This window comes from Amycolatopsis pittospori, from assembly GCF_013870525.1.
Lineage (GTDB): Bacteria > Actinomycetota > Actinomycetes > Mycobacteriales > Pseudonocardiaceae > Amycolatopsis > Amycolatopsis pittospori.
The window spans coordinates 1-24,433 of the sequence record NZ_JACBXD010000024.1 but is presented as its reverse complement, the minus strand read 5'-3'; the positions used below and the strand labels follow the sequence as shown (position 1 = coordinate 24,433).

At 68.7% G+C, this 24,433-nt stretch carries 25 protein-coding genes; 11 read left to right on the top strand and 14 right to left on the bottom strand.

Going from position 1 to position 24,433, the window contains the following annotated elements; all coding sequences use genetic code 11:
- Positions 1 to 232: 232 nt before the first annotated feature.
- On the bottom strand, positions 233 to 700 hold the full coding sequence (locus H5J31_RS15850) for a MarR family winged helix-turn-helix transcriptional regulator (protein ID WP_181773339.1): 468 nt from the start codon (positions 698 to 700) through the stop codon (positions 233 to 235).
- A gap of 230 nt (positions 701 to 930) precedes the next feature.
- Here H5J31_RS15850 and H5J31_RS15845 point away from each other — a divergent pair, with 230 nt between their 5' ends.
- Together H5J31_RS15845 and H5J31_RS15840 are read left to right on the top strand one after the other, a co-directional pair.
- Positions 931 to 1,977 (top strand): fatty acid desaturase family protein, encoded by a 1,047-nt coding sequence (locus tag H5J31_RS15845; RefSeq protein WP_181773338.1) that lies wholly within the window; start codon positions 931 to 933, stop codon positions 1,975 to 1,977.
- Between the two features lie 31 nt (positions 1,978 to 2,008).
- Positions 2,009 to 2,359, top strand: a complete 351-nt coding sequence (locus tag H5J31_RS15840; protein WP_181773337.1) for a transcriptional regulator — start codon at positions 2,009 to 2,011, stop codon at positions 2,357 to 2,359.
- Here H5J31_RS15840 and H5J31_RS15835 read toward each other — a convergent pair.
- From H5J31_RS15835 to H5J31_RS15810, 6 genes are all read right to left on the bottom strand, one after another.
- Positions 2,347 to 3,510 (bottom strand): S8 family peptidase, encoded by a 1,164-nt coding sequence (locus H5J31_RS15835; RefSeq protein WP_407925047.1) that lies wholly within the window; start codon positions 3,508 to 3,510, stop codon positions 2,347 to 2,349. The genes H5J31_RS15840 and H5J31_RS15835 overlap by 13 nt on opposite strands.
- Before the next feature lie 107 nt (positions 3,511 to 3,617).
- Positions 3,618 to 4,172 (bottom strand): 3-hydroxy-9,10-secoandrosta-1,3,5(10)-triene-9,17-dione monooxygenase reductase subunit, encoded by a 555-nt coding sequence (gene hsaB / locus H5J31_RS15830; protein WP_181773336.1) that lies wholly within the window; start codon positions 4,170 to 4,172, stop codon positions 3,618 to 3,620.
- Entirely contained in the window at positions 4,169 to 5,083 is a 915-nt protein-coding gene (gene hsaC / locus H5J31_RS15825; RefSeq protein ID WP_181773335.1) for an iron-dependent extradiol dioxygenase HsaC, read from the bottom strand. The genes hsaB and hsaC overlap by 4 nt, the downstream gene beginning before the upstream one ends.
- Positions 5,083 to 5,931, bottom strand: coding sequence for a 4,5:9,10-diseco-3-hydroxy-5,9,17-trioxoandrosta-1(10),2-diene-4-oate hydrolase (hsaD, locus tag H5J31_RS15820; RefSeq protein ID WP_181773334.1), 849 nt, complete (start codon positions 5,929 to 5,931; stop codon positions 5,083 to 5,085). The genes hsaC and hsaD overlap by 1 nt, the downstream gene beginning before the upstream one ends.
- On the bottom strand, positions 5,931 to 7,106 hold the full coding sequence (gene hsaA / locus H5J31_RS15815) for a 3-hydroxy-9,10-secoandrosta-1,3,5(10)-triene-9,17-dione monooxygenase oxygenase subunit (protein WP_181773333.1): 1,176 nt from the start codon (positions 7,104 to 7,106) through the stop codon (positions 5,931 to 5,933). The genes hsaD and hsaA overlap by 1 nt, the downstream gene beginning before the upstream one ends.
- A 43-nt stretch (positions 7,107 to 7,149) precedes the next feature.
- Entirely contained in the window at positions 7,150 to 8,748 is a 1,599-nt protein-coding gene (locus H5J31_RS15810; RefSeq protein ID WP_181773332.1) for an FAD-binding protein, read from the bottom strand.
- Between the two features lie 99 nt (positions 8,749 to 8,847).
- On the opposite strand from H5J31_RS15810, the gene kstD reads away from it, so the two are divergent.
- The 7 genes from kstD (at position 8,848) to H5J31_RS15775 (ending at position 15,184) form a co-directional block, all read left to right on the top strand.
- Positions 8,848 to 10,527, top strand: coding sequence for a 3-oxosteroid 1-dehydrogenase (gene kstD, locus H5J31_RS15805; RefSeq protein WP_181773331.1), 1,680 nt, complete (start codon positions 8,848 to 8,850; stop codon positions 10,525 to 10,527).
- A complete protein-coding gene (locus H5J31_RS15800) occupies positions 10,524 to 11,663 on the top strand; it encodes a Rieske 2Fe-2S domain-containing protein (protein WP_181773330.1) in 1,140 nt (379 codons plus the stop codon). Before kstD ends, H5J31_RS15800 begins: the two co-directional genes overlap by 4 nt.
- Positions 11,660 to 11,920: a hypothetical protein gene (locus tag H5J31_RS15795; protein WP_181773329.1), complete on the top strand. Its 261-nt coding sequence runs from the start codon at positions 11,660 to 11,662 to the stop codon at positions 11,918 to 11,920. The genes H5J31_RS15800 and H5J31_RS15795 overlap by 4 nt, the downstream gene beginning before the upstream one ends.
- A complete protein-coding gene (locus H5J31_RS15790; RefSeq protein WP_181773328.1) occupies positions 11,917 to 12,942 on the top strand; it encodes a ferredoxin--NADP reductase in 1,026 nt (341 codons plus the stop codon). The genes H5J31_RS15795 and H5J31_RS15790 overlap by 4 nt, the downstream gene beginning before the upstream one ends.
- Positions 12,943 to 12,951: 9 nt before the next feature.
- On the top strand, positions 12,952 to 13,815 hold the full coding sequence (locus H5J31_RS15785; RefSeq protein WP_181773327.1) for a MaoC/PaaZ C-terminal domain-containing protein: 864 nt from the start codon (positions 12,952 to 12,954) through the stop codon (positions 13,813 to 13,815).
- Positions 13,816 to 13,867: 52 nt separating this feature from the next.
- Positions 13,868 to 14,617 (top strand): class I SAM-dependent methyltransferase, encoded by a 750-nt coding sequence (locus H5J31_RS15780; protein ID WP_181773409.1) that lies wholly within the window; start codon positions 13,868 to 13,870, stop codon positions 14,615 to 14,617.
- A gap of 108 nt (positions 14,618 to 14,725) precedes the next feature.
- Positions 14,726 to 15,184 (top strand): riboflavin kinase, encoded by a 459-nt coding sequence (locus H5J31_RS15775; RefSeq protein WP_181773326.1) that lies wholly within the window; start codon positions 14,726 to 14,728, stop codon positions 15,182 to 15,184.
- A gap of 152 nt (positions 15,185 to 15,336) precedes the next feature.
- Here the strand turns inward: H5J31_RS15775 and H5J31_RS15770 are convergent, their stop codons facing one another.
- From H5J31_RS15770 to H5J31_RS15745, 6 genes are all read right to left on the bottom strand, one after another.
- Positions 15,337 to 15,909 (bottom strand): DUF5134 domain-containing protein, encoded by a 573-nt coding sequence (locus H5J31_RS15770; RefSeq protein WP_181773325.1) that lies wholly within the window; start codon positions 15,907 to 15,909, stop codon positions 15,337 to 15,339.
- A 72-nt stretch (positions 15,910 to 15,981) separates the two neighbouring features.
- On the bottom strand, positions 15,982 to 17,151 hold the full coding sequence (locus tag H5J31_RS15765) for a lipid-transfer protein (protein WP_181773324.1): 1,170 nt from the start codon (positions 17,149 to 17,151) through the stop codon (positions 15,982 to 15,984).
- Positions 17,151 to 17,546: a MaoC family dehydratase gene (locus H5J31_RS15760; protein ID WP_181773323.1), complete on the bottom strand. Its 396-nt coding sequence runs from the start codon at positions 17,544 to 17,546 to the stop codon at positions 17,151 to 17,153. The genes H5J31_RS15765 and H5J31_RS15760 overlap by 1 nt, the downstream gene beginning before the upstream one ends.
- Complete coding sequence (locus H5J31_RS15755; protein WP_181773322.1) at positions 17,543 to 18,457, bottom strand: bifunctional MaoC family dehydratase N-terminal/OB-fold nucleic acid binding domain-containing protein; 915 nt, start codon at positions 18,455 to 18,457, stop codon at positions 17,543 to 17,545. The genes H5J31_RS15760 and H5J31_RS15755 overlap by 4 nt, the downstream gene beginning before the upstream one ends.
- Positions 18,454 to 19,626 carry an acyl-CoA dehydrogenase family protein gene (locus tag H5J31_RS15750; protein WP_181773321.1) on the bottom strand — a complete coding sequence of 391 codons (1,173 nt, stop codon included), beginning with the start codon at positions 19,624 to 19,626 and terminating at the stop codon, positions 18,454 to 18,456. Before H5J31_RS15750 ends, H5J31_RS15755 begins: the two co-directional genes overlap by 4 nt.
- 4 nt (positions 19,627 to 19,630) lie before the next feature.
- On the bottom strand, positions 19,631 to 20,695 hold the full coding sequence (locus tag H5J31_RS15745) for an acyl-CoA dehydrogenase family protein (RefSeq protein ID WP_181773320.1): 1,065 nt from the start codon (positions 20,693 to 20,695) through the stop codon (positions 19,631 to 19,633).
- A gap of 102 nt (positions 20,696 to 20,797) precedes the next feature.
- On the opposite strand from H5J31_RS15745, the gene H5J31_RS15740 reads away from it, so the two are divergent.
- Positions 20,798 to 21,676, top strand: coding sequence for an alpha/beta fold hydrolase (locus H5J31_RS15740; protein ID WP_181773319.1), 879 nt, complete (start codon positions 20,798 to 20,800; stop codon positions 21,674 to 21,676).
- Here H5J31_RS15740 and H5J31_RS15735 read toward each other — a convergent pair.
- Positions 21,651 to 23,051, bottom strand: coding sequence for a WS/DGAT/MGAT family O-acyltransferase (locus H5J31_RS15735; RefSeq protein WP_181773318.1), 1,401 nt, complete (start codon positions 23,049 to 23,051; stop codon positions 21,651 to 21,653). The two genes, H5J31_RS15740 and H5J31_RS15735, sit on opposite strands and share 26 nt — an antisense overlap.
- 65 nt (positions 23,052 to 23,116) lie before the next feature.
- Here H5J31_RS15735 and H5J31_RS15730 point away from each other — a divergent pair, with 65 nt between their 5' ends.
- On the top strand, positions 23,117 to 24,364 hold the full coding sequence (locus H5J31_RS15730) for an alpha/beta hydrolase (RefSeq protein ID WP_181773317.1): 1,248 nt from the start codon (positions 23,117 to 23,119) through the stop codon (positions 24,362 to 24,364).
- Positions 24,365 to 24,433: the final 69 nt, after the last annotated feature.

The window sequence follows — 24,433 nt, the reverse complement described above, 5'->3', positions numbered from 1 at the left end:
CGTGGCCTGTCGTTGAGTTCGTGGGCGATGCCACCGAGTTCATCCGGTAAATATCCGGGCAAGTCGGTTCCCTTGGGAATTTATCGCCGGGGTGAGCGCGGATCGCGAAAACGCGGGCATACCCGGTTGCCACGGCAAACTCTGTTCCACGAGCGAGAGAGAAACCTGCGGCATAACGATGTCCGTCACGAACCGGGGCCAAGCGATGCGGACAGCAGTGGCGAAGGCGGCGCTAGGAAACCGTCCCACCCGCATTGCGGATCAGTCGCTGGAGCACCTTCACCGTTGTGACGTAGTCCTGATCGTCGATACCCTCATGGAGGGCGGCGCGGATGGCAGGAGCGTTGCGCGCGAGATCGACGCGGGCCTGTTCCCCTTCCTCGGTGAGGCATAGCCGGTTCTCGGTGTCCCAGGCCAGCCAACCACGCTCCAGGAGCGCTTCGGCCTCCACCGTCAGATCGTCCTCGGGGCGGATGTAGGAGCCCATCGCGTCACGCAATTCGGCCAAGGTCATTCCCCGGCCGTCCGGTGAGAGGTCGTTCGCCGACAGATTGCGCAGCAGCCAGAACTGGGGCTGGGTGTAGCCCTTTTCGGCCTGCCGCGCCCGCGTGTACGCGATGAGCGCTTCGTAGGCGACACCGGTCCAATACGCGGCGGGCTGGCCGGCCAGCTCGACGTCGGACATCGGTCGAGTCGTCATGGCGTGTCTCCCCTGAGTACTTCCGCGCGGAGCCCGCGCATCGTGTGGGACATGCCGAGACGGTAGAACCTCAAGCGCAGTCAAGGTCAAGCTCTGCGAACACGCGAACGCAGGTACCGCGTCCGCGCCCGCCGAGCCCCCTCACACGACCCGAGGTAGGGCCAACCCCCGCCCCGACCCACCTGCGCACCGCATTCACCCGGCCGCCGCACCGAACCAGACTCACAAGGGTGACCGCAAACCTCCGCACAGGCAGCGATTTCGCCCGCCTGTCCCGCCGCGTCAGCGAAGCGGGCCTCCTCGACCGCCGCCCCGGCTACTACGTCTTCCGTATCGCCCTGGTCGCCACGCTCTTCGTCGCGGGCTGGGTGGCCCTGTTCGCCGTCGGTGATTCCTGGTGGGCACTGGCGATCGCCGTGTTCCAGGCGGTGATGTTCGGCCAGATCGCGTTGCTGTCGCATGATCTGGCGCACCGGCAGGTGTTCCGGACCCGCCGTCCGAGTGAGATCGCCGGCCGCATCGCGGGCAACCTCGGCGTCGGGATGAGTTACGGCTGGTGGATGGACAAGCACACCCGCCATCACGCGAACCCGAACCACGAGGACCTCGATCCCGACGTCGACCCGGACATCCTGGTGTGGTCGAAGGATCAGGCGCGGGCCGCCAAGGGGATCCCCCGATTCATCGGCCGCTACCAGGCTTTCCTGTTCTTCCCGTTGCTCACGCTCGAAGGCTTGAACCTGCACGTCTCCGGCATCCGCGCGGTTTCGAAGCCGGGCATCCGGCGGCGCGGGCTCGAAGCGGCCTTGCTGCTGACGCATTTCGCGCTCTACTTCAGCGCGCTGCTCGTCGTTCTCTCCCCTGGCAAGGCGCTCGTCTTCTTCATAGTCCACAAAGCACTGTGGGGTGTCTACATGGGATCGATCTTCGCGCCCAACCACAAGGGGATGCCGATCCTGTCCGGCGACACCGAACTCGACTTCCTCCGCAAGCAGGTGCTCACGTCTCGCAACGTCCGCGGCGGCCGGGTCGTCGACGTCGCGCTCGGCGGGCTCAACTACCAGATCGAGCACCATCTGTTCCCGAGTATGCCGTCGCCGCATCTTCGCCGCGCTCGGCCCATCGTCCAAGGGTACTGCGCGGAAATCGGCGTCCCGTATCACGAGACGGGACTGATCGAGTCGTACTCGCTCGCGTTGCGCAGTCTGCACGAAGCGGGTGAGCCGATCCGACTTTCGGAGGGTTCACCGGCTGGGACGACGACCGGACGCCGTTGACACTCCAAATACGGCTCCTTACTTTCGGTGCATGTCGCCCCCGAAGATCCTCCCCGGCGCCACCCTGCATCCAGAACCGTTCCCGCTCGCCCTGCGTGCGGCGATCACGGCCAGCGGGCTTCCGCTGGACCGGATCCGCCACCGCCTCCAACTCCGCGGCGTCTCCATCAGTGTCCCGACGCTGAGCCATTGGCAGTCCGGCAGACGGAGACCGGAACGCCCGGAATCCCTCCGGGCGCTCGCCGAACTCGAACAGCTGTTGTCCTTGCCGCCCTTGGCCTTGCGTTCCCTGCTCGGCCCGCCTCGGCCGCGGGGACGGAAAAGCTCGGTCCCGGCACAACGCCGGGACCGAGCCATCACCGAGGGAACCTACCCGACGTAGAGCGTGCGGTTCGGGCTACCGCTACCGGGGTTGGTGACCAGCCCCGGAGTCGAAGCACTGATCAGCGCCTGGGCGACCTGCGCCGCGGTGGCTCCGGCGTGCGTCGCGAGGTACAGCGCCGCGGCACCGGCCACGTGCGGAGCGGCGAACGAGGTGCCGTTGCCGGTGTAGGTCGCGGTGTCGTTGTCCTTCCAGGCCGAGGTGATCGAGACGCCCGGCGCGAACAGGTCGATCACGGAACCGTAGTTGGAGAAGGAAGCCCGGCGGTCGGTGCGGTCCGCCGCGGCGACCGTGATCGCTTCGGTGACCCGGGCGGGCGAGGTGTTGGAAGCGTTGACGTTCGAGTTGCCCGCCGCGACCGTCCAGGTGACCCCGGCCTTGATGGAGTTCCGCACCGCGGTGTCCAGCGCGGTCGACGCGCCGCCACCGAGGCTGGCGTTGGCCACGGCCGGCTTCTTGGCGTTCTGCGTGATCCAGTTGACACCCGAGATCACACCCGCTGTCGTGCCGCTGCCGTCGGAACCGAGGACCCGCACCGGGTACAGCGAAGCGCCCTTGGCGACACCGTATTTCGCGCCGGCGATGGTGGCGGCGACGTGCGTGCCGTGGCCGTAACCGTCGTCCGCGTTCGTGTCATTGTCGATGAAATCGTAACCCTGTTTGACCCGGCCGCCGAAATCGGTGTGCGTGGCGCGAATTCCGGTGTCGAGAACGTACACGTTCACATTCGGCGCGGTGGTCGAGTAGGTGTAGGCGTTGTTCAGGGGCAGGTTGCGCTGATCGATCCGGTCGAGTCCCCACGACGGCGGATTCGTCTGCGTGGCGTCGGCGCGCAGCACCTTGTCCTGCTCCACGAAGGCGACGGCGGGATCGGCCGCGAGCCGTTTGGCCTGCCGCTCTCCCAATGCCACCGAGAACCCGCTGATCCCCTGCGTGTACTGCCGTCCGATGGTTCCGCCGAACTTGCTCGCCAGCGAAGGCTTGTCGGCGGCGGAGCCGTCCTTCAGCACGACGATGTAGCTGTCGGCGATGGCGCCTTCCGCACCGGCGCCGACGATCGCCGCTTCGGCCGCCTGCGCGGGCGTCACGCCGGCCAAGACCGTGACGACGGCTGCGGCCAAGCCGATTCCGGTCAGTCTGCGAGAATTCACGTTGCTGTCCCCATTCCTTGGTGAGCTTCCGGTGAAAACGCTAAGCGGAAGCCACGGGAAAGGACAGGTTTACATTTTTTCGTTTATCCAGTTTTACGTTTTTACGGCTATAGCCAATCGTCGGGCCGCGGCCACGGCATGAGCGCCGCGAGCTCGTCCGTCACCGGCTCGGTGACGGTATAGCGCCCCCGGTGGAACAACAGCGGCCTGCCGTCGGACGGCTCCCCGAGCGCGGTGACCCGGCCGACGACGACGAAGTGGTCGCCCGCTTCGTGCACGGCTTCGAGGGTGCAGTCGATCCACGTCAAAGCCCCTGCCAGCAAAGGGGATCCGGACGGGGCGGGCGACCAGTCGACGGAGGCGAACTTGTCCTGCCCGCGGGATCCGAACACCGCGCTGACGTCCTGCTGGTCCTCGGCGAGCACGTTGACGGCGAACCGGCCGGACTCGGCTAGCACCGCCCAGGTCCGGGAAGTCTTGGCAGGACAGAACAAGACCAGCGGCGGGTCCAGGGAGAGCGCCGCGAACGACTGGCACGCGAAGCCCACCGGAGCCCGGCCGTCGTGCCCGGTCACCACCGCGACACCGGTGCAGAAGTGGCCGAGCACCGAACGGAACCGCGCCGGATCGATCTCGGATTCGACGTCCGTCACCGGGGTCACGACTGCCCGTGCGGCCGCGCGCCGACCGAAAAGTCGTGTCCCCACAAGGAAACCGCCGTACTCTCTCGGGCGATCCAGCTCTCGTCGTCCACTTGCCGGCCTTCGCAGCCGTATTCGACGTCGAATCCGCCGGGGGTCTTCATGTAGAACGAGAGCATCAGATCGTTGACGTGCCGCCCGAGGGTCGCCGACATCGGCACCTTCCGGCGGATGGCCCGGTCGAGGCAGAGGCCGACGTCGTCGGTGTTCTCCACTTCGACCATGAGGTGCACGATGCCGCTCGGCGTCGGCATCGGGAGGAACGCGAGACTGTGGTGACGCGGGTTGCAGCCGAAGAACCGCAGCCATGCCGGGGCGCCGTCCGCGGGCCTGCCGACCATCTGCGGCGGCAGCTTCATCGAGTCACGCAAACGGAATCCGAGTACGTCACGGTAGAAGCGCAAGGCGGCTTCATCGTCGTGTGTGGACAGTACGACGTGCCCCAGCCCCTGTTCGCCGGTCACGAACTTGTGGCCATAGGGGCTCACGACGCGCCGGTGCTGCAACGCGACACCGTGGAAGACTTCGAGCGTGTTGCCGGACGGGTCCTCGAAGGACACCAGACCGTCGACACGCCGGTCGGCCAGCTGATCCGGCGTGCCTTCCTTGTACGGCACGGAGTGCGCGTCGAGCGATGCCCGGATCTCGTCGAGTTCGCCGGCGTTCGCGACCTCCCAGCCCGCCACCGCGAGCCGGTCGTGTTCGCCGGGGAAGATGACCAGTCGCGCCGGGAAGTCGTCCATCCGCAGATAGAGCGCGTCCGGATTCGTACCGGAGCCCTCCACCATGCCGAGGACCTTCAGCCCGTATTCGCGCCACGCGGCCATGTCGGTGGCCTCGATGCGAAGGTAGGCGAGAGAACGGATACCCATCAGGAGGCTCCCAGGAAGTCGAGTGCCAGCCGGTTGAACTCGTCGAACTTCTCCAGTTGCGCCCAGTGGCCGCAACCGCCGAACACGTGCAGCTGGGCGCGCGGGATCGTCTTGAGCGCGAGCAGTGCGCCGTCGAGCGGGTTGACCCGGTCCTCCCTGCCCCAGATGAGCAGCACCCGCTGACGCAGGCGGTGTGCCTCACGCCAGAGCATGCCCTCCTCGTAGGTGTCGGGCTGGGCGAACGACTTCCCCATCGCCTTCATCGCGGCCAGCGACTCGGGCGCGCTCGCGGCGGCGAACCGCTCGTCGACGAGTTCGTCGGTGATCAGGGACTGGTCGTGCACCATGACCCGCAGGAAGGCTTCGAGCTTTTCGCGGCTCGGCCCCGGCGGGGCGCTGAACCGCCCGAGGTTCTTGATGCCCTCGGTGGGATCGGGCGCGAACAGGTTCACGCTCAACCCGCCCGGGCCCATCAGCACGAGCCGTCCGGCGCGTTTCGGATGGTTCAGCGCGAGCCGCACGGCCGCCCCGCCGCCGAGCGAGTTGCCGACGAAGTGGGCTCGCTCGATGCCGAGTGCGTCCATCAGCCCGACGACGGCGTCCGCGCTGTGGCGGAAGTACTGCGGATGCTCGGTCGGCTTGTCCGACCGGCCGAATCCCGGCTGGTCGATCGCGAGCACGCGGTAGTTCTTCGCGAACACCGGCAGGTTACGGCCGAAGTTGCTCCAGGCCGAAGCGCCGGGACCACCGCCGTGCAGGAGGATCACCGTCTCCGGATGTTCCCCTCCCGCCTCGTGGTAGTGCAGCTTGAGTCCATCTTGGACGGTGACGTACTTGCCTTCCGTCATCAGACCATCGCATTCTCGACGGGCAGCCCGAAGGCACCGGTTCCGAACATGACGTAGGCGCGCTCGGCGTCGTTCGCCGCGTGCACCCGGCCGGCGTGCGCGTCACGCCAGAACCGCTGGATCGGCGTCCCGGCCTGCAAGGCGCGGCCGCCGGAGTTCTCGAAGAGCCTGTCGATCGCGAAGATCGCGCGCTCGGTGCCGCGGACCTGATCGCGGCGGACGCGCAGCCGCGTGGGGAACGGGAGCTTCTCTCCCTTGCAGGCCAACTGGTACAGCTCGTCGATGTTGTGCGTCAGCTGCAGCCAGGCCGCGTCGATCTCACTCGCCGCCTCGGCGATGCGCACCTTGGCGAACGGGTCCTCTTTGGACTGCTCGCCCGCGTACGCCGCGCGGACGCGCTTGCCCTGGTACTCCACGTGGGCGTCGTAGGCACCCTGTGCCATCCCGATGATGGGCGCGGTGATCGTGCTCGGATGCACCGAACCGTACGGGAGTTTGTACAGCGGCCCGGGATTGATCTCCTGGCCCGGCGTCTTGCACTTCGACGTCGCGATGAAGCTGAGCGCGCGGTGTTTCGGGACGAAGACGTCGTTCACGATGATGTCGTTGGACCCGGTGCCGCGCAGGCCGACGGTGTCCCAGACGTCTTCGATCGTGTAGTCGGCGATCGGCACCAGGTAGGTGCAGAAGTCGACGGGCTTCCCGTCCTTGAACACCGGACCGCCCAGCAGCACCCAGGTCGCGTGGTCGCAGCCCGAGGAGAAACTCCAGCGGCCGCTCAGCCGGTAGCCGCCGTCGACGACGTCCGCCTTGCCCATCGGCGCGTACGAAGAGGAGACGCGGACGTCGGCGTCGTCCCCCCAGACGTCCTGCTGCGCCTGTGCCTCGAACAGCCCGAGGTGCCACGGGTGGACGCCGAGGATGGAGGCGACCCAGCCCGTGGACCCGCAGGCGCTCGCGATGAGTTTGACCGCGGTGTAGAAGCTCACCGGGTCGGCTTCGAGCCCGCCGAACGTCTTCGGCTGCAGGAGCTTGAAGAACCCGGTCTCCTGCAGGGATTTGACGGACTCCTCGGGAATGCGCCGGGCGTCCTCCGCCTCCTGCGCCCGCTCCCGAAGGACCGGCAGCAGCTCGCGGATCCCCGCGATCACGTCCTGTGCGGCGTGCTCGCTCATATGCGTTCCCTCTCTCGCCAGACACCGTGAACCGAGTTCAAGACTAGAACACGTTCTCGTTTTTGTCGACCGATCCCCGGTCGAGGGCGCTATGTGATCCCGCTCGCCGCCCGGAAAACACGCAGTCGGCCAGCGACAGACCGCTCACATAGGACCTAGAACAGATTCCCACCGCGGTCCGGCCGGCGGCGTACAGACCGGGAATCGGGGCGCCGGCGGCGGACCGCACCGCCCCGGTCTCCTCGTCGACGACCAGGCCGCCCAGCGTCAGCATCGGGCACGGATAGCCGAGATTCGGCCGGATCGAGACGTCGATCAGCGAGTACGGCGGCCGGTCCAGCGGCCGCGCGAACTCGGCGGGTTTGCCCACCGGATCCGCACCCGACCGGGACGCCTCGACGGTGGCGGCCAGCCCGGCCGGATCGATGCCCGCTTTGCTCGCGACGTCTTCGAGCGAATCGGCGACGACCCGTTGCCGCAGCAGGTAGCGCACTTGAAGTCCTTGGAACCACTGGCTTTGCCCGCGGGCGTCGCGCCGGACGTCGCCCACGATGGCGTCGTCGACCAGCAGCCAGCCGCGTCCTTCGTGCTCGGTGATCATGCGTTCGCCGACGGCCGCGCCGTAGCGGGATTCGTCGATGATCCGGCCGCCCGACTTGTCCACGAGAAGGCCGCCGAGGAACGCCGACGGCGGCGTGATGAACCGCCACGCGGAGATCCGCCCGAGTTCCCCGGTGGCCCCGCCCGCCTCGACGCCCATCCGGATCCCGGAACCGTCGTCGGCCGACGTCCCGAGTGCCAGACCACCGCGATACGCGGGCGCGTGCTCACGCACCATCTCGCGGTTCGCGATGAACCCGCCCGCCGCGAGGACGACCCCGCGACGGGCGGAGATCCGCAGCTCACGGCCATAGCGACGTTCGATCCGCTCCACCCGCCGATGCAGCGACTTCCGCAGCGACGGCACGTAGATCCCGGGTTTCGCGGCGTACGCGGCCAGCTTCCGATGTGCCGCCCGGATCCGGGCGGGCGCGTCTCGCAGGGTGGACACGACGACACCCGTCACGACCCCGTCGTCGTCCACGATCAGATTCCGCGCCGCGGTCTGCGGCAGCACCTCGACACCGCGACGCCGGACGGCGTCGGCCAGCCGTTCCATCAGCAGCTTTCCCGAGGTCCCGGGCCCTTTGACGCGGTGTCCGCGCGGCGCGGGCTTGGCCGCGTCACGGAAACCGCCCGCCGCCTCGCTCCCCGAGTAGTAGAGGTAGTGCTTGTCGCTGGGATAGGACGTCTTGTACGGGCACAGGCTGCCCTCGAAAGGCACCCCGTTGCCCTCCAGCCAGGTGACCATTTCCGTACTGCCCGCGCAGAACCGGCGCAGGGTGTCCTCGGAGACGACGTCGCCGACCTCGAGCCGCAGGTAGTCGTACATCGCGTCGACCGAATCGTCGACGCCCGCGTCCCGCTGCTGCGCGGTCCCGCCACCGGCGTAGACGACCCCGCCGCTCACGGCACTCGCGCCACCGCCGGAGAACCGGTCCAGGACGAGCACCTTGGCGCCCGCGTCCGCGGCTTCGATCGCCGCACAGGCGCCGGCCGCCCCGAAACCCACGATCACCACATCCGCGACTAGGGAGTCCATGAGCCCACCCTAGAACTAGAACACGTTCTCGTCTATGGTGACTGGAGCAGCGCGGATGCTGCTAAATGCTTCCTACAACGTGTTCCAGGTGAGGGGCGTATGGAGTACGACGTGATCGTGGCGGGCAGTGGTGCCGCCGGGATGACCGCCGCACTGTCCGCAGCCCATCGGGGACTCGAGGTCCTGGTCGTGGAGAAGGCCGCCCACTTCGGCGGCTCCACCGCGCGTTCCGGCGGCGGTGTCTGGATTCCCGGCAACCACGCGCTGCGCGCGGCCGGGATCGACGAGCCGCCCGAGCGGGCGCACGAGTACCTCGAGTCGATCGTCGGGGACGTCGTCCCGGCCGAACTCCGGTCGGCCTTCCTCGACCGCGGTCCCGAGGTCCTGTCCTTCGTCTGCGACAAGACCCCGCTGCGCTTCCGATGGGTCCGCGACTACTCGGACTACCACCCCGAAGCGCCGGGCGGTCGCCCCGGCGGGCGCTCGGTCGAACCGGTCGCCCTCGACGGCAACGTCCTCGGGCCGGAACTGGCGAATCTGGAGCCGCCGTACAGCGCTCCCCCGCTCGGCGTCCCGATCACCCAGGCGGATTACCGATGGCTGAGCCTGCTCGCCCGGCATCCGCGCGGGATCCTCCGCGTCCTCGGTCTCGGCGGCCGCTGGCTGGTCGGCCGGATCCGCCGTCAGCGGCTCCTTTCCATGGGGCAAGCGCTTGCGGCCGGTCTGCGTGAGGGTCTCCGGCGGGAGAACGTCACCGTCTGGCTGAACTCGCCGCTGCTGGACCTCAAGGTCGAGAACGATCGCGTGACCGGCGTCGTGGTCCTCCATCAGGGTGAGGAGATCCTGATCCGCTCACGGCTCGGAGTCGTCCTCGGCGCCGGCGGATTCGAGCACAACGAGGAGATGCGGGCCAAGTACCAGCGGGCGCCCATCGGGACCGAGTGGACCGTCGGCGCCGAGGCCAACACCGGCGACGCGATCGGCGCCGGGCTCAAACTCGGCGCGGCCACCGACCTGATGGACGACGCCTGGTGGGGTCCGTCGATCCCGCTCACCGGCGGCCCGTGGTTCGCACTCGCCGAGCGATCGCGGCCGGGCTGCCTGATGGTCAACATGCGGGGCGAGCGGTTCGCTAACGAGTCGGCTCCGTACGTCGAGGCCGTGCACGCGATGTACGGCGAGGGCGACGTGCACAGCGGTCCGGGCGAGAACATCCCGACCTGGCTGGTGTTCGACCAGCGCTACCGCAACCGGTACATGTTCACCGGCCTCGGCCCGCGCCAGCCACTGCCCGGCCGCTGGTTCAAAGCGGGCATCGCGGTCAAAGCGAGCACGATCGCGAAACTCGCCGAGCGGATCGAGGTCCCGGCCGAGGCGCTGGAGAGCACCATCCGGCGATTCAACGGCTTCGCCCGCGCCGGTGAGGACGAGGACTTCCACCGCGGACGCAGCGCGTACGACCACTACTACGGCGATCCGCGGAACAAGCCCAACCCGAGCCTGGGCCCGCTGGACGTCGCGCCGTACTACGCGGTGAAGATCGTGCCCGGCGACCTGGGCACCAAGGGCGGCTTGAGGATCGACCGGCACGCGCGCGTCCTGCGCGAGGACGGGTCGGTGATCGAAGGACTGTACGCGGCGGGCAATACGAGCGCGGCGGTGATGGGCCGCACCTACGCCGGCCCCGGCGCGACGATCGGCCCGGCGATGGTGTTCGGCTACCTTGCGGCCGAGCACCTCGCGCAGCAAGATCACGGTCAAACGGGAGGCAGCCGATGACGACGGAATCCGTACGGCAGATCGACGCGGGCGCGCCCCCTTCGCGGTTCGCGCGCGGCTGGCACTGTCTCGGCCTGGCCGAGCCGTTCCGGGACGGGAAACCGCACGCCATCACGGCGTTCGGGACGAAGCTGGTGGTCTTCGCCGACTCGTCCGGGGCGCTGAAGGTGCTCGACGGGTACTGCCGCCATATGGGCGGCGATCTCACCCAGGGCGAGGTCAAGGGCGACGAGATCGCCTGCCCGTTCCACGACTGGCGCTGGAACGGCACCGGCAAATGCGTCTCGATCCCTTACGCCAAAAGGGTTCCGCTGCGAGCGCGGACGAAGTCGTGGACGGTACTGGAAGAGAACAAGCAGCTCTTCGTCTGGCACGACCCGGAAGGCAACCCGCCACCCGAGGACGTCGTCATCCCCCGGATCGAGGGTGTGTTCAACGGCGAGTGGAGCAACTGGACCTGGGACTCGGTGCTGATCGAGGGCTCCAACTGCCGCGAGATCATCGACAACATGGTCGACATGGCGCACTTCTTCTACATCCACTACGCCTTCCCGACCTACTTCAAGAACGTGTTCGAGGGCCATGTCGCCACCCAGTACCTGAACACGAAAGGCCGTCCGGACAAGGGAATGGCGTCCAACTACGGCGGCGAGGAGAACCTGCTGCGGTCCGAGGCGTCGTACTTCGGACCGTCGTACATGATCAACACGTTGCTCAACACCTACCAGGGTTTCGAGATCGAGAACGTGCTGATCAACTGCCACTACCCGGTCACCGAGAACTCGTTCGTCCTGCAGTGGGGCGTGAGCGTGAAGAAGTTCGAGGGCGTCTCGGACGAGCACGCGGACAAGATCGCCGGGAAGTTCGCCAAGGGCATCGGCGTCGGGTTCCTGCAGGACGTGGAGATCTGGCGCAACAAGACGCGGATCGACAACCCCTTGCTGTGCGAGGAAGACGGGCCGGTGTACCAGTTGCGCCGCTGGTACGACCAGTTCTATGTGGACGCCGCCGACGTCACCGAGGACATGACGCGGCGGTTCGAGTTCGAGGTGGACACCAGCCGCGCAAACGAGGTCTGGTCGGCGGAGGTGGCCGAGAACCTCGCGCGTCAGCAGTCGGAAGAGGCCGGGGTGTGAAGCCCGAGACCGTCGAGTTCCTGACCGCCGGGCTGCGGCCGCTGAACTGCCGGGCGTGCGGGACCTGTGTGCTGGTCAAGAAGAACAGCATGCAGCACACCAGCATCCAGTGGACGACCGACGCCGCCCGCAGTTGCCCGGTGTTCGCCGCGCAGGCGGCCTCCGGGGCGCAGACGGCGTTGCTCGACACCTGCGGCAACCTCAGCGACAGTATCGACGCCGCGTTGAAGGACGGTCTGCTGGAGGTGCCCGAATGAGCGGCCCCGTCACCGTGACCGTGGCCGAGGTGATCACCGAAACGGCCGATGCCTCCTCGATCGTGTTCGACATCCCGGCCGAGCACGCCTCGCTGTTCGCTTACACCCCAGGCCAGTTCCTCACCGTGCGGGTGCCGAGCGACCGGACCGGATCGGTCGCCCGCTGCTATTCGCTTTCCAGCGCGCCGCACGAGGACCGCGTCCAGGTCACGGTGAAACGCACGGCCGACGGCTATGGGTCGAACTGGCTCTGCGACAACCTCCGCGCGGGCCAGGAGGTCCAGGTCCTCCCGCCGGCCGGGGTGTTCAGCCCCGGTTCGCTGAACGAGGACTTCCTGCTGCTCGCGGGCGGGAGCGGGATCACGCCGGTGATGTCGATCCTGAAGTCCGCGCTGGAGCACGGAACCGGCAAGGTGGTGCTGCTCTACGCGAATCGCGACGAACAGTCGGTGATCTTCGCGCGGGAACTGGCGGACCTCGCCGCTCGCCACCAGGACAGGCTGGTCGTCGTGCACTGGCTGGAAAGCCTGCAGGGCCTGCCGACCGAGGCTCGGCTGCGCGCACTGGTGACGCCGTACACGGCGCACGAGGCGTTCATCTGCGGGCCCGGGCCGTTCATGGACGCCGCGCGTACGGTGCTCAAGGACCTCGGCCTGCCGCGCAAGCGGATCCACCTGGAGCGGTTCCTTTCCCTCGGCGGGAATCCGTTCGAGGTGGCCGAACCGGTCGCCGTCGAAGAGGCCGAGGCGCCGGCCGGAGTCGAGGTCACCCTCGACGGCGAGACCAGGAAACTGGACTGGCCGCGCCGGACGAAGCTGCTGGACCTGTTGCTGGAAAAGGGTTTCGACGCACCGTATTCATGCCGCGAGGGCCAGTGCAGCGCCTGCGCTTGCCGGATCACCTCCGGCGAGGTGAAGATGCTCAACAACGAGGTCCTCGACGGCGACGACATCGCCGAAGGCATCGTGCTGGCGTGCCAGTCCCTGCCGCTGACCGACGAGGTCGTCGTCACCTACGAGTAGGAGTTCTTCGTGCCCATCGATCCTTCGGTCGCGATCGGCGCCGACCTCGGCGAGGTGAGCTTCGCCTGGACGGCGTCGGACGTGCAGCTGTACCACCTGGCGCTGGGCGCGGGCTCGGATCCGATGAGCCCGCGTGAACTGCGGTACACCTACGAGGACGGGCTCCAGGTCCTGCCGACGTTCGCGACGGTGGCGGCCAACCTGCGCGTGTTCGAGCCGCCCGCCGTGTCGTTCCCCGGCGTCGAGGTCGACCTCGGGAAGGTGCTGCACGGCAAGCAGGAGGTGATCGCGCACCGGCCGATCCCGGCGTCGGGCAAGGCGGTGGCGCGGACCCGGATCGTCGACGTCTTCGACAAGGGGAAGGCCGCGGTGATCGTGAACGAGACGGTCGCCACCGACTCCGACGGGACTCCACTGTGGACGTTGCGGTCGAGCATCTTCGCCCGTGGCGAGGGGGGTTTCGGCGGCGAACGCGGACCGTCCGACAAGGTCGAGCCCCCGTCCCGGGAACCGGACGTGGTCATCGACACCCCGACACTGCCGCAGCAGGCGCTGCTCTACCGGCTCTGCGGCGACCGGAACCCGCTCCACGCCGATCCCGCGTTCGCCGCGGCGGCCGGCTTCGACAAGCCGATCCTGCACGGCCTGTGCACCTACGGCGTCGTCGCGAAGGCCGTCACCGACGAACTCCTCGACGGCGACACTTCCCGCGTCGCGTCGTTCTCGGCGAAGTTCGCCGGCGTCGTCTTCCCCGGCGAGCCGCTGCGGACCCGGGTCTGGCGGGAGCCCGCCGGGCTGCTGATCACGACCACGGCACCCGAGCGGGACGACGCTCCTGTTCTTTCGGACACTTTAATGACCACGACAGACTGAATCCTTATCGCCGCAGGTAAGGGCTCTGGCTAAACTGGCTCGGGTGCGCTCCCTGATCACCGACCCGTATGCCGTTCTCGGCCGGGACTACGCGCGATCGAGGCGTCCGGATCCCCGGATCGCGGCCGCCGTGACCTCCGCCCTCGGCGACGCCGGCTCGGTGGTCAACGTCGGCGCCGGTGCCGGTTCCTACGAACCCGGAGACCGCCGCGTCGTCGCCGTCGAGCCGTCGTCGCGGATGATCGGGCAGCGTCCAGCCGACGCGGCCCCCTCGGTCCAAGCGTGTGCCGAAGAACTGCCTTTCCCCGACGGCGCCTTCGACGCCGGCCTCGCGGTGCTCACCGTGCACCACTGGACGGACGTGACCGCCGGACTGGCCGAACTGCGCCGCGTGTCCCGTCGCCAGGTGATCGTGACCTGGGATCAGGCGGTGTTCGCCCGGTTCTGGCTGGTGCGGGACTACCTGCCGGAGATCGCCGAACACGAGAGCCGGCTGGCCTGTCTCGACAGGGTCGTCGAAGAGCTGACAGCGGCGGGCGAGACGCCGAAGGTGGAGCCGCTGCCGGTGCCCTCGGACTGCGTCGACGGCTTCCTCGGCGCGTACTGGCGCAGGCCGGAGGCCTACCTGTCGGACCGCGTGCGCGCCGGGATGTCCGGCGTGGCGCTGCTGGATCAGAACGTCGTCGCGGCGGCGGTCGGCAGGCTGCGCGCCGACCTCGCCGACGGGCACTGGCACCGGCATCACGTCGGCCTGCTGGGCCGGACCGAGCTCGACCTCGGATACCGCCTCGTCACGACGTGACCGAGTACACAGTGGACACTTCGGGCACTCTCGTGCCGTGGACGGCGGTCGACCTGGAATGCGGCTCGTGGTATTCATGGCTTTCGTGACGTCAGGGACGGGAGCGGCATGACGGCGGAGTTCTTCGTGGTCCGTGGCCAGGTGGAGAAGGGCGATCAGCGGGGGCGGGAACTGGGTTTCCCGACCGCGAACATCGCGCTGCGCGACCAGGACGGCCAGGTCGGCGACGGAGTGTGGGCGGGCTGGGCCGAACGTGCCGACGGCACCCGGATCGCGGCCGCGGTCTCGGTCGGCAGGCGTCCGACGTACTACGGCGCGGACGGCTACCGGCTCGTCGAGGCACATCTGCTGGACTTCGGCGGCGACCTCTACGGCGAGACGCTGACCGTCTGGCTGGGCCACCACCTGCGTGAGCAGGAGAAGTACCCGTCGTCGGAGGCACTGATCGCCGCGCTCGACAAGGACATCGCCAACGCCGCGAAATGGGCCGCGGACAACCCGGCCGAAGGGCTGCCCACCGCTGAACCGGCCGAAGAAGGTGTAGTCCGGCGCGTACAGGGCTCGTGACTGGTGATTCGGGTTCCCTCGGCGGTAGGCGAAGGTGTCCGGCCGAGAGCCCGGGTGGTGTTGCGAAAGCCACTTTCGCAACGTTCAGTGTTGCGAAAGTGGCTTTCGCAACACCACCGGCGCGAGCAGGCGGCGAATCGCGGCACGAGACGTCAGACAGCGGCGCCCAGCAGCATGTAGCCCATCCCCAGCCCCATGACGACCCGGCACACCCACCGTGACACCTGTCCGGCCCCGCTGGAACCCCCGCGCGCCGCGGACACTCCGGCCCGCACGGCGTCCACCGCGAAATACGCCGCCGCGACGCCGAAAGCCAGCGAAAGCCACAGCGCGGGCGCCGCTTCGGGGCCGGACATCACCAGCCACGGCCCGTGCGAGACCTCGCTGTGCGGCATGAACGTCACCATGAACAGCATCGCCGCGCACGCCACCGCGTGGTGCCCGCACGCACTGTGCCCGGACCGCCGCCCACGCCACCATGAGACCGCGAACCAGCCCGCGGTCAGCGCCAGTACCGCCTGCCAGCCTGCGGCGGGGATGGGGCCGCCGACCGGGGACAGCATCGCGACCATCGCGACGACGAGAAGGAGCTCGGCCAGGTCGCCGTTGCGGACCGCCGAGCCCAGGCGTCCGTAGTCCAACCGGACGAGTCGCAGCACGCACGGCAGGACCAGTACCGCGAACAGCGCGGTCAGGGTCCACGTGATGACGAGTGGTCCAGACATGTCACCTCCTGGCCGGTTTCCTCTCACCGTCGCAGGAACTGCACTAGTACACCAGCGGGCATCGGGGTGATCTCAGCCCGCGGTCAGGACCAGCCCGCTCGTAGGTACGCCGGTACCGGCGGTCACCAGTACCCGTGAAGCACCCTCGACCTGGTTGACGGCGCTCCCTCGCAGCTGCCGGACGCCCTCGGCGATGCCGTTCATCCCGTGGATGTAGGCCTCCCCCAGCTGCCCGCCGTGCGGGTTGAGCGGGAGTTTCCCGTCGAGTTCCAGGGTGCCGCCGCCGATGAAGTCCTTGGCCTCGCCCTTCCCGCAGAAGCCGAGTTCTTCCAGCTGCATCAGGACATAAGGGGTGAAGTGGTCGTACAGCACCGCGAGGTCCATGTCGCCGGGTCCCAGGCCGGACTGCGCCCACAACTGCCGTCCGACGACGCCCATCTCGGGCAGCGCGGGCAGATCGTCACGGTAATAGCTGGTCATCACGTACTGGTCCGGACCACTCCCCTGCGCGGCCGCCGCGATCACGGCGGGCCGGTGCCGCAGATCGCGCGCCCGCTCGGTGCTGACGACCACGAGGGCGACCCCGCCGTCGCTCTCCTGGCAGCAGTCGAGCAGGTGCAGCGGTTCGGCGACCCAGCGGGACGCCTGATGGTCTTCGAGGGTGATCGGCTTGCCGTAGAACCAGGCCTTCGGGTTGGTCGCGGCGCGAGCGCGGTCGACGACGGCCACCCGGCCGAAGTCCTCGCTGGTCGCCCCGTACTCGTGCATGTAGCGCCGGGCGAGCATGGCCACGGTCGCGGCCGGCGTCGCGATCCCCATCGGGTAGTGGAACGCGTTGTCGACGCCGGAGGAGTTCACCTGCCCCGCCGCGGCCGAGGACACCTGACCGAACCGCATCCCGGACCGCTCGTTGAAGGCCCGGTACGCCACGACGACGTCCGCGACGCCGGTGGCCACGGCCATCGCGGCCTGCTGCACGGTCGCGGCGGCCGCCCCGCCGCCGTAGTGGATCCGGCTGAAGAACTTGAGCTCGGGGATGCCGAGCTCCCGCGCCACCGAGATCTCGCTGTTGCCGTCCATGGTGAACGAGACCAGGCCGTCCACATCGGACGGCGAAAGCCCCGCGTCGGCCAGCGCGGCCGAAACGGCCTCCGCCGCCAACCGCAGTTCGCTGCGTCCGGAATCCTTCGAGAACTCCGTCGCGCCGATACCGGCGATCGCGGCCCGCCCGGACAACGTCATCATTCGCCTCCCAGCGTGAGTTCCACGGTCCCGGTCACATGCTCGCCGAGACTGTCCACACCGGACACCGAGATCGTCACGTCGTCGCCGTCGCGTGCCAGGACCCGCCCGGTGAAGGTCAAGGTGTCGTAGGCGTAGCAGGGCACGCCGAGCCGGATCTTGATCGACCGCACGAACGCCTCCGGCCCCGCCCAGTCGGTCACGAACCGCTGCACCAGGCCGGTGTCGGTGAGGATGTTGAGGAAGATGTCATTCGATCCGCGCCGCACGGCGGCGTCGCGGTCGTGGTGGACGTCCTGGAAATCCCGAGTCGCCAGCGCGGTGCCGACCACGAACGTCGGGGTGGCTTCGATCGTCAGCGGCGGCAATTCGGTGCCCGCCGAACAGTCCTTCATCGCGCGACCCTCCAAGCGGGCAAGGTCAGTTCCTCGTCGACCTTCACGAAAGCGGCTTTCACCGGAAGTCCGATATGGACGGAATCGGGATCGGCGTCGAGCAGTTCGCCCATCACCCGGACGCCTTCCTCCAGTTCGACGAGCGCGACCACGAACGGCAGCTCCTTGCCCGGAACCTTCGGATGGTGGTGCACCACGTAGCTGTAGACCGTTCCGCGCCCGGACGCGACGACGTGGTCCGGCTTCGCGTCGAGGTCGCCGTCCGGCGGCATCGGGCCGGGCGGATGCCGCAGGGTTTCACCCCACCGCTGGATCCTCAGTTCCCCTTCGCGCAGACCGGCCCAGAAGAACTCGGTGTCCTTGCTGATCACCGGCCGCAGCACGGGAGCGGCCGCCTGGGCGGGTTCGGCGCCCGGCGGACGGAACTTCAGCACCCGGAACACCATGTCGGCGACGGCTTCCTCGCCGACGTACCAAGTGGTCTTCGTCGTCACGAACCAGCCTTCGCCCAGCGCGGTGCGTTTCGGCCCGACGACACTTTCGAGCTTCGCGGTCGCCTCGACCCGTTCGCCGTGCCTGAGGTAACGGAAATAGTTCTGCTCGGAGTTGGTCGCGACGACCGAGGTGAACCCGGCTTCGTCGAGCACCTCCATCATCGCGCCGAGCGGATCGTCCGACGCGCGTGTCCAGTGCAGACCACCCATCGTCCACACCTGCGCCATCGCGGGCGGCGCGACCAGTCCCTTGTGGACGCTCTCGGCGGCGAACTCCTCGTCGACGTAGACGGGATTGCGGTCGCCGATGGCCTCGACCCAGTTGTTCACCATCGCCTGGTTGACCGCGTCACGGGCGGCCCTCGGCGCGGATTCGCCTTGTGCGGCGATACGTTCGGCCGCTTCTTGGATGCTCATCGCGGCACCCTCGGCAGACCGAGTCCGGCGGTGGCGATCAGCTCACGCTGGATCTCGTTGACGCCGCCGCCGAAGGTCAGCACCAGATTGCGTTTGGCCACCACGTCCAGCCACAGCGCCAGTTCCGCGGTTTCGGCGTCGGCCTGATCGCCGTGTCGAGCCACGATCTCCTCCAGTCTCCTGGCCAGCCGCTGGATACGTTCGGAGCCGATGATCTTGGTGGCCGACGCGTCGGCCACCGCCACCGGTCCGGTCGCCGAGGAGGCGGCTACCTGCCAGTTCAGCAATTCGTTGACCCTCGCGGTCGCGATCGCTTCCGCGAGCACGTCGCGCACGTCGGGTAACTGCAGCAGTGGCGTTCCGGCCGGTGTCTTCCGGGACGCCGCCCAGTCGCGGACGCGGTCGTGGAGTCCGCCGATCCGCCCGGCCGGGCCGAGCATGACGCGTTCGTGGTTGAGCTGGGTGGTGATCAGCCGCCAGCCCTCGTTCTCCTTGCCCACCAGCATGTCCGCCGGAACCCGGACGTCCGAGTAGTAGGTGGCGTTGACGTGGTGTGCGCCGTCGCAGGTGATGATCGGTGTCCACGAATAGCCGGGATCGCGGGTGTCCATGATGAGGATCGAGATGCCCTTGTGCTTCGGCGCGTCCGGCGCCGTCCGCACGGCGAGCCAGATGTAGTCGGCGTCGTGCCCGCCGGTGGTGAAGATCTTCTGGCCGTTGACGACGTATTCGTCGCCCTCGCGCACGGCCGTCGTCCGCAGCGACGCGAGGTCGGTCCCGGCGTCGGGTTCGGTGTACCCGATGGCGAAATGCACCTCTCCGGCCAGGATCTTGGGCAGGAAGAAGGACTTCTGGGCCTCGGTGCCGAAAGCCTGCAAGGTGGGCCCGACGGTCTGCAACGTCACCGACGGCAGCTGGACATCGGCGCGGGCGGCCTCGTCGACGAAGAGATGCTGCTCGATCTCGCCGAAACCACGGCCGCCGTATTCCTCCGGCCAGCCGACACCGAGCCGGCCGTCGCGGCCCATCCGCCGCACGATCTCGCGGTACACCGGGCCGTGCCGCTCACGCAGCATCGCGCGCCGTTCGTCGGCGCTCACCAGGCCGGCGAAGTACTCTCGCAGTTCCGCGCGCAACTGTTCCTGCGCCGCGGTCAATTCGATCAGCATCGTTTCACCCCGCCACCAGTTCGCCCAGCTCGGCCAGCCGATGCGAGGCACCGCCGAGCGTCCGTCCGAGATCCTTGACCGCCGAGGAGAACCGGTGCAGCGGATAGGTTTCGTCCACCCCGACCCCTCCGTGCAGGTGATGGCAGACGGCCAGCGCCTCAGGCGCCTCCTCCGCCAGCCAGTACGCCGCGATGTCGAGTTCCGCCTCGGCGTCGAGCCCCGCCGCGAGCCGCCAGACCGCCGAACGCGCGGCGAGCTGGACGGTTCGCGACGCCACGTAGACGTCCGCGATCTGCTGCGCCACCGCCTGGAACGCGGCCAGCGGACGGCCGAACTGCTCGCGGTCGCCGATGTGCTTGGTAGTCAGCGCGAGGGCACCGGCGAGCAGCCCGTCACCGAACGCCACCGTGCCCGCGAGCGCGAACCGATGCAGCGTCGCGATCGACTCACCCGGACCGTGGCCGTTGAGCAGATCGGCGTCGGTGACCGTCACGGAATCCAGCGTCATCGTGTAATCCGGTGTGCCGGAAGAAGTTCTCGTCGGCGTCAGCGTGACGCCGTCCGCGTGGGGGTCGATCAGGAACACGCCGCTGCCGCCGGGCAGGGACGCCGGTGTGAGGATCCGGGTGGCCTCCGCCGCGAACGGGACGCCGACCTTGACCCCGCTCAGCCGCCAGTCACCCGCCGATTCCGCCGCCGTCACCGGCCGGGTGGTGAACGGCGCGGAGGGTTCGTGCAACGCGGCCGTGAGCACCGACTCCCCCGCCGCGACCGGGGGCAGCAGGGCCGCGCGCTGATCCGGGCCTCCCAGCGCCCCGACCGGCAGGACACCGAAGGCCAGCGACGCCAGCGCGGGCGTCGGCGAGGCCACGCGACCGAGTTCGGTCAGGACCAAGGCGACTTCGGCGACACCGAGACCGTCACCGCCGAGTTCGGCGGGCAGCGCCAGGGCGAGCAGACCGGCGTCGGCGAGCGCGCGCCACGTCTCGGCAGGCTCGCGCTCCTTGCCGAGCACGCGCGCGGTCAGCGCGGTGACCTCGGTCTGCGTCTCGTCGAACTGGAAGTCCACACTGGCTCCTCACCGGGCCGGACGGGCACAATACTGAAACCTGTTCTAGTCTTAACCGGAAGGCGCCCGGACGGCAACCCCCACGAGAAACGGCGGCAGCGCATGGCCAGGACCCCGCTGAGCGGCGCGGGCTGGCACGCCACGCGGCGGCTGGTCACCGTGCCCCCGACCGCGGGCCTGCCGCGCCCCGAGCCCTTGTCCCTGCCCGGCCGCGGGCAGACCGTCGTGGTCGACACCGGACCACGCGACGCGCCCGCGATCCTCCTGCTGCATTCGGTGGCCTGTACGGGTTTGCTGACCTGGTACCCGGTGCTGGAGCGGCTCGCCGAGCGCTACCGCGTCGTGGTGTTCGACCAGCGCTGGCACGGGCAAGGCATCCGATCGCAGGAGTTCGGCCTCGAAGACTGCCGCGACGACGTGATCGCGGTGGCCGACGCGCTCGGCATCGGCCGGTTCACACTCGCCGGGTATTCGATGGGCGGCATGGTCGGGCAACTCGTGGCGCACGAGTATCCCGAGCGGGTCGCCGGACTGGTGCTGTGCTCGACGGCCGGCAACTTCCGGCGCGGGCTCCGCCAGCGGGTCGCGCTCGACGTCTTCGGCCACGCCATGCGGCGGCTACGCGAAGAAGCGCGCTTCGCCGACCGGCCCGCTCGCGCCTCCGGACGCCGGCTTCGGGATCACCAATGGGCGCTGGCCGAGTTCCGCGCGACCAGCCCTTGGGCGATCGCCGTCGCCGTCGACGCCATCGGCCGGTTCGACTCGACGGCCTGGCTCTACCGGCTCCGGCTGCCGGTTTCGGTGGTGGTGACGGCGCGGGACCGGTTCATCGCGCCCGCACACCAGCGCTCACTGGCCGCGCGGATCCCCGGCGCGGCGACCTACGAGATCCCGGCCGGGCACGCGGCCTGCGTACTCCGGGCGAGCGAATTCGTCCCCGCACTGCTCGCGGCGGTCACTTCGGTGCACGCGCGGCTTTGAGCAGTTCCGCGAGCGCGTCCGGGAACAGGTCGGCCAGCGGCCACAGGTCACCGGTGAGTTCGCGCGCGCCGAGCAGGCCGACGTCGACACGGCCCGCGTTGGACAGCACGGTCACGTTGAGACCCGCGCCGTGGAACACCGGCCCGAGCGGATAGAGCCCGGTGATCCGGCAGCCCAGCAGGTACAACGGCATCGGCGGACCGGGCACATTGGACACCACCAGGTTGTGCACCACCGGATGCCGTTCGGCCAGGCGCAACGCCGAATACGCGCGCACCGCGAGGCCGAACATGGTCGCCGCCGAGAACTGCGCCCAGTCCTGGAGCATGTCGGCGTCGATGTCGTGATGATGATCCTTGGACAACCGGTTCGACTCCGCGAGCATGAACACACGCGCGGCGGGATCGTCCAGATGGGTGGGCAGCGACGCGAAGAACGCCGAGACCTTGTTGCTGCCGTGGTCACGTTCGGTCCGTTCGTGCACCGACACCGGCACGGTCGCCACCAGCGGATCCTGCGGCAGTTCACCCCGGTCCCGCAGGAACTGCCGCAGGGCACCGGAAACGACGGCGAGGACGACGTCGTTCACCGTCACCCCGAAGGCGTTCTTCACCTGCTTGACCTCGTCGAGGTCCAGAGAGGCGTACGCGACGCTGCGATGTGCGGTGATCGTCCCGTTGAACGAGGTACGCGGCGCGGTGAACGGAACCGGCATCCCCTTGCCCCGCAACGCCTTCCCGAGCCACTTCGGGACGAGTTCCAGCAGGTCGGGCAGCAGTTTGACCAGCTCGGCCGGACGCTTCACGAACGACGTCAGCCCCGCGCCGAGCAACGCCCGCGCACCCGGGATTCCCGCGTTGCGACGTTCGTCCTTGGCGATCTCCGGCGGCGGGGCGTCCGGTTCGAGACCGGCGAGATAGGTGATCAGGCTGGCGCCGCTGACGCCGTCCACACTGGCGTGATGCATCTTCAGCAGGACCGCGATCTCGCCGTCCGCCAGGCCTTCGATGACGTGCAACTGCCAGAGCGGCTGCGCGCGGTCCAGCCGCTGTCCCGCGATGTGGGCGCAGAGCTCGGCCAGTTCCCGCCGGTCACCGGGCGCGGGTACGCCGATCCGGTGAACATGGGCTTCGAGGTCGAAATCCTCGTCCTCGACCCATACCGGATGGGTCAGATTCCAGAGTGGATTGTGCAGCTTGCGCCGGAATGCCGGGATCAGCCGCACCCGTTCGGCCAGTTTCTCCTTGAAGCGCTCGAAATCGTAGCCGCCGGGCATGGTCGAACCGTCCAAGGTGAGCAGCCCGCACACATGCAGGACCTGGGTCGGTGTCTCCAAGTAGAGGAAACTCGCGTCCAGACCGCTCAATCTCTGCATAAGAGTCACAGTAGGCGAACTCTGCAACCGGTTCTAGCCGGTCCCCGGCGGTAGGATCGGTGCTCATGCAGCCGAGTTTCGTCCTTCGCCAGGCACTCCAGCTCGCGCTCACCGCGAACGCGCTCAAGCCGCCGAGAGGCGCCCGGACGGCGGTTCCGGCGTTCTTCGCGGGCTGGCTCACCGGGGAACTCGCGCCGCATCTGCTCGCGCTGACCGCGGCCGACGCGGCGGCGCACGTCGCGCGGCACCGGAGTGGGTCGAGCAAGGCGGGACTGGCGCTGGCCGCGGCGTCCGCGGCCGGTCTCGGCACACTGGTCGCGCAGTCCCAGCGGGCCCGCGGCGAGATCGAGACCGCCCTGACCGAGGGCATCGGCAAGGCCTACACCGACGAACTCGACCATCCGCCGAGCCCGACCGACCTCGCGACGCCGTGGGGCCAGCTGGCCATGCCGTTCCGCATGCGCGACCCGGAGGTCCGCCGCGAACGCAACATCGCCTACGCGCCCGGCGGGAAGCGGTTCCTGCTGGACGTCTACTCCCCGCGCGAACCGGTGACCGGCGCGCCGATCCTGCTGCAGGTGCACGGCGGCGCCTGGGTGATCGGCAACAAGGACCAGCAGGGCCTGCCGCTGATGCTGCATATGGCCAAACGCGGCTGGGTCTGTGTCGCGATCAACTACCCGCTCTCCCCCGCCGCCCGCTGGCCCGCGCATATCGTCGCGGCGAAACGGGCCCTGGCCTGGATCCGGGACAACGCCGAGAGCTACGGCGGCGACCCGTCGTTCGTCGCCGTGACCGGCGGCTCGGCGGGCGGGCATCTCGCTGCGCTCCTGGCGCTCACGGCGAACGACCCGACACTGCAGCCAGGCTTCACCGAAGCCGACACGAGCATCCAGGCGTGCGCCCCGCACTACGGCGTGTACGACTTCGCCGCGACCAGCGGCAGGCGCTCCAGCAAGACACGCCTGAAGACGCTGATCGCGAAGCATGTCTTCGCACCCGACAAGGACCCGGACCACTTCCTCGACGACTACATCGCCGCCTCGCCCCTGGACCGGATCACCGAGGACGCGCCGCCGTTCTTCGTCATCCACGGCGTCCACGATTCGCTGGTGCCGGTCGGCGAAGCCCGCGAGTTCGTGCAGCGACTCCGGGAGAAGTCGAAGCGCGAAGTCGCCTACGCGGAGATCTCCGGCGCGCAGCACGCCTTCGACGTCTTCCCCTCGATCCGCAGCGCACACGTGGTCCGCGGGGTGGAGCGGTTCCTGGAGTGGTCGTATCGCACCTGGCGACGCCGGCAGAACAGGTCGTGAGCGGTACGTGTTGTGAAAGCCACAGTGATGATGATGTGTATGGATGGAGGCTTGGCAGGGTCTGGCCCG

Coding starts and splice junctions, on each gene's coding strand:
- hsaD (WP_181773334.1), bottom strand. CDS start 5,931: ATGACGGAAGGCAAGTACGTCACCGTCCAAGATGGACTCAAGCTGCAC.
- H5J31_RS15790 (WP_181773328.1), top strand. CDS start 11,917: ATGAGCGGCCCCGTCACCGTGACCGTGGCCGAGGTGATCACCGAAACG.
- kstD (WP_181773331.1), top strand. CDS start 8,848: ATGGAGTACGACGTGATCGTGGCGGGCAGTGGTGCCGCCGGGATGACC.
- H5J31_RS15800 (WP_181773330.1), top strand. CDS start 10,524: ATGACGACGGAATCCGTACGGCAGATCGACGCGGGCGCGCCCCCTTCG.
- hsaA (WP_181773333.1), bottom strand. CDS start 7,106: ATGAGCGAGCACGCCGCACAGGACGTGATCGCGGGGATCCGCGAGCTG.
- H5J31_RS15775 (WP_181773326.1), top strand. CDS start 14,726: ATGACGGCGGAGTTCTTCGTGGTCCGTGGCCAGGTGGAGAAGGGCGAT.
- H5J31_RS15750 (WP_181773321.1), bottom strand. CDS start 19,626: ATGCTGATCGAATTGACCGCGGCGCAGGAACAGTTGCGCGCGGAACTG.
- H5J31_RS15740 (WP_181773319.1), top strand. CDS start 20,798: ATGGCCAGGACCCCGCTGAGCGGCGCGGGCTGGCACGCCACGCGGCGG.
- H5J31_RS15760 (WP_181773323.1), bottom strand. CDS start 17,546: ATGAAGGACTGTTCGGCGGGCACCGAATTGCCGCCGCTGACGATCGAA.
- H5J31_RS15810 (WP_181773332.1), bottom strand. CDS start 8,748: ATGGACTCCCTAGTCGCGGATGTGGTGATCGTGGGTTTCGGGGCGGCC.
- H5J31_RS15755 (WP_181773322.1), bottom strand. CDS start 18,457: ATGAGCATCCAAGAAGCGGCCGAACGTATCGCCGCACAAGGCGAATCC.
- H5J31_RS15730 (WP_181773317.1), top strand. CDS start 23,117: ATGCAGCCGAGTTTCGTCCTTCGCCAGGCACTCCAGCTCGCGCTCACC.
- H5J31_RS15765 (WP_181773324.1), bottom strand. CDS start 17,151: ATGACGTTGTCCGGGCGGGCCGCGATCGCCGGTATCGGCGCGACGGAG.
- H5J31_RS15840 (WP_181773337.1), top strand. CDS start 2,009: ATGTCGCCCCCGAAGATCCTCCCCGGCGCCACCCTGCATCCAGAACCG.
- H5J31_RS15735 (WP_181773318.1), bottom strand. CDS start 23,051: ATGCAGAGATTGAGCGGTCTGGACGCGAGTTTCCTCTACTTGGAGACA.
- hsaC (WP_181773335.1), bottom strand. CDS start 5,083: ATGGGTATCCGTTCTCTCGCCTACCTTCGCATCGAGGCCACCGACATG.
- H5J31_RS15850 (WP_181773339.1), bottom strand. CDS start 700: ATGACGACTCGACCGATGTCCGACGTCGAGCTGGCCGGCCAGCCCGCC.
- H5J31_RS15770 (WP_181773325.1), bottom strand. CDS start 15,909: ATGTCTGGACCACTCGTCATCACGTGGACCCTGACCGCGCTGTTCGCG.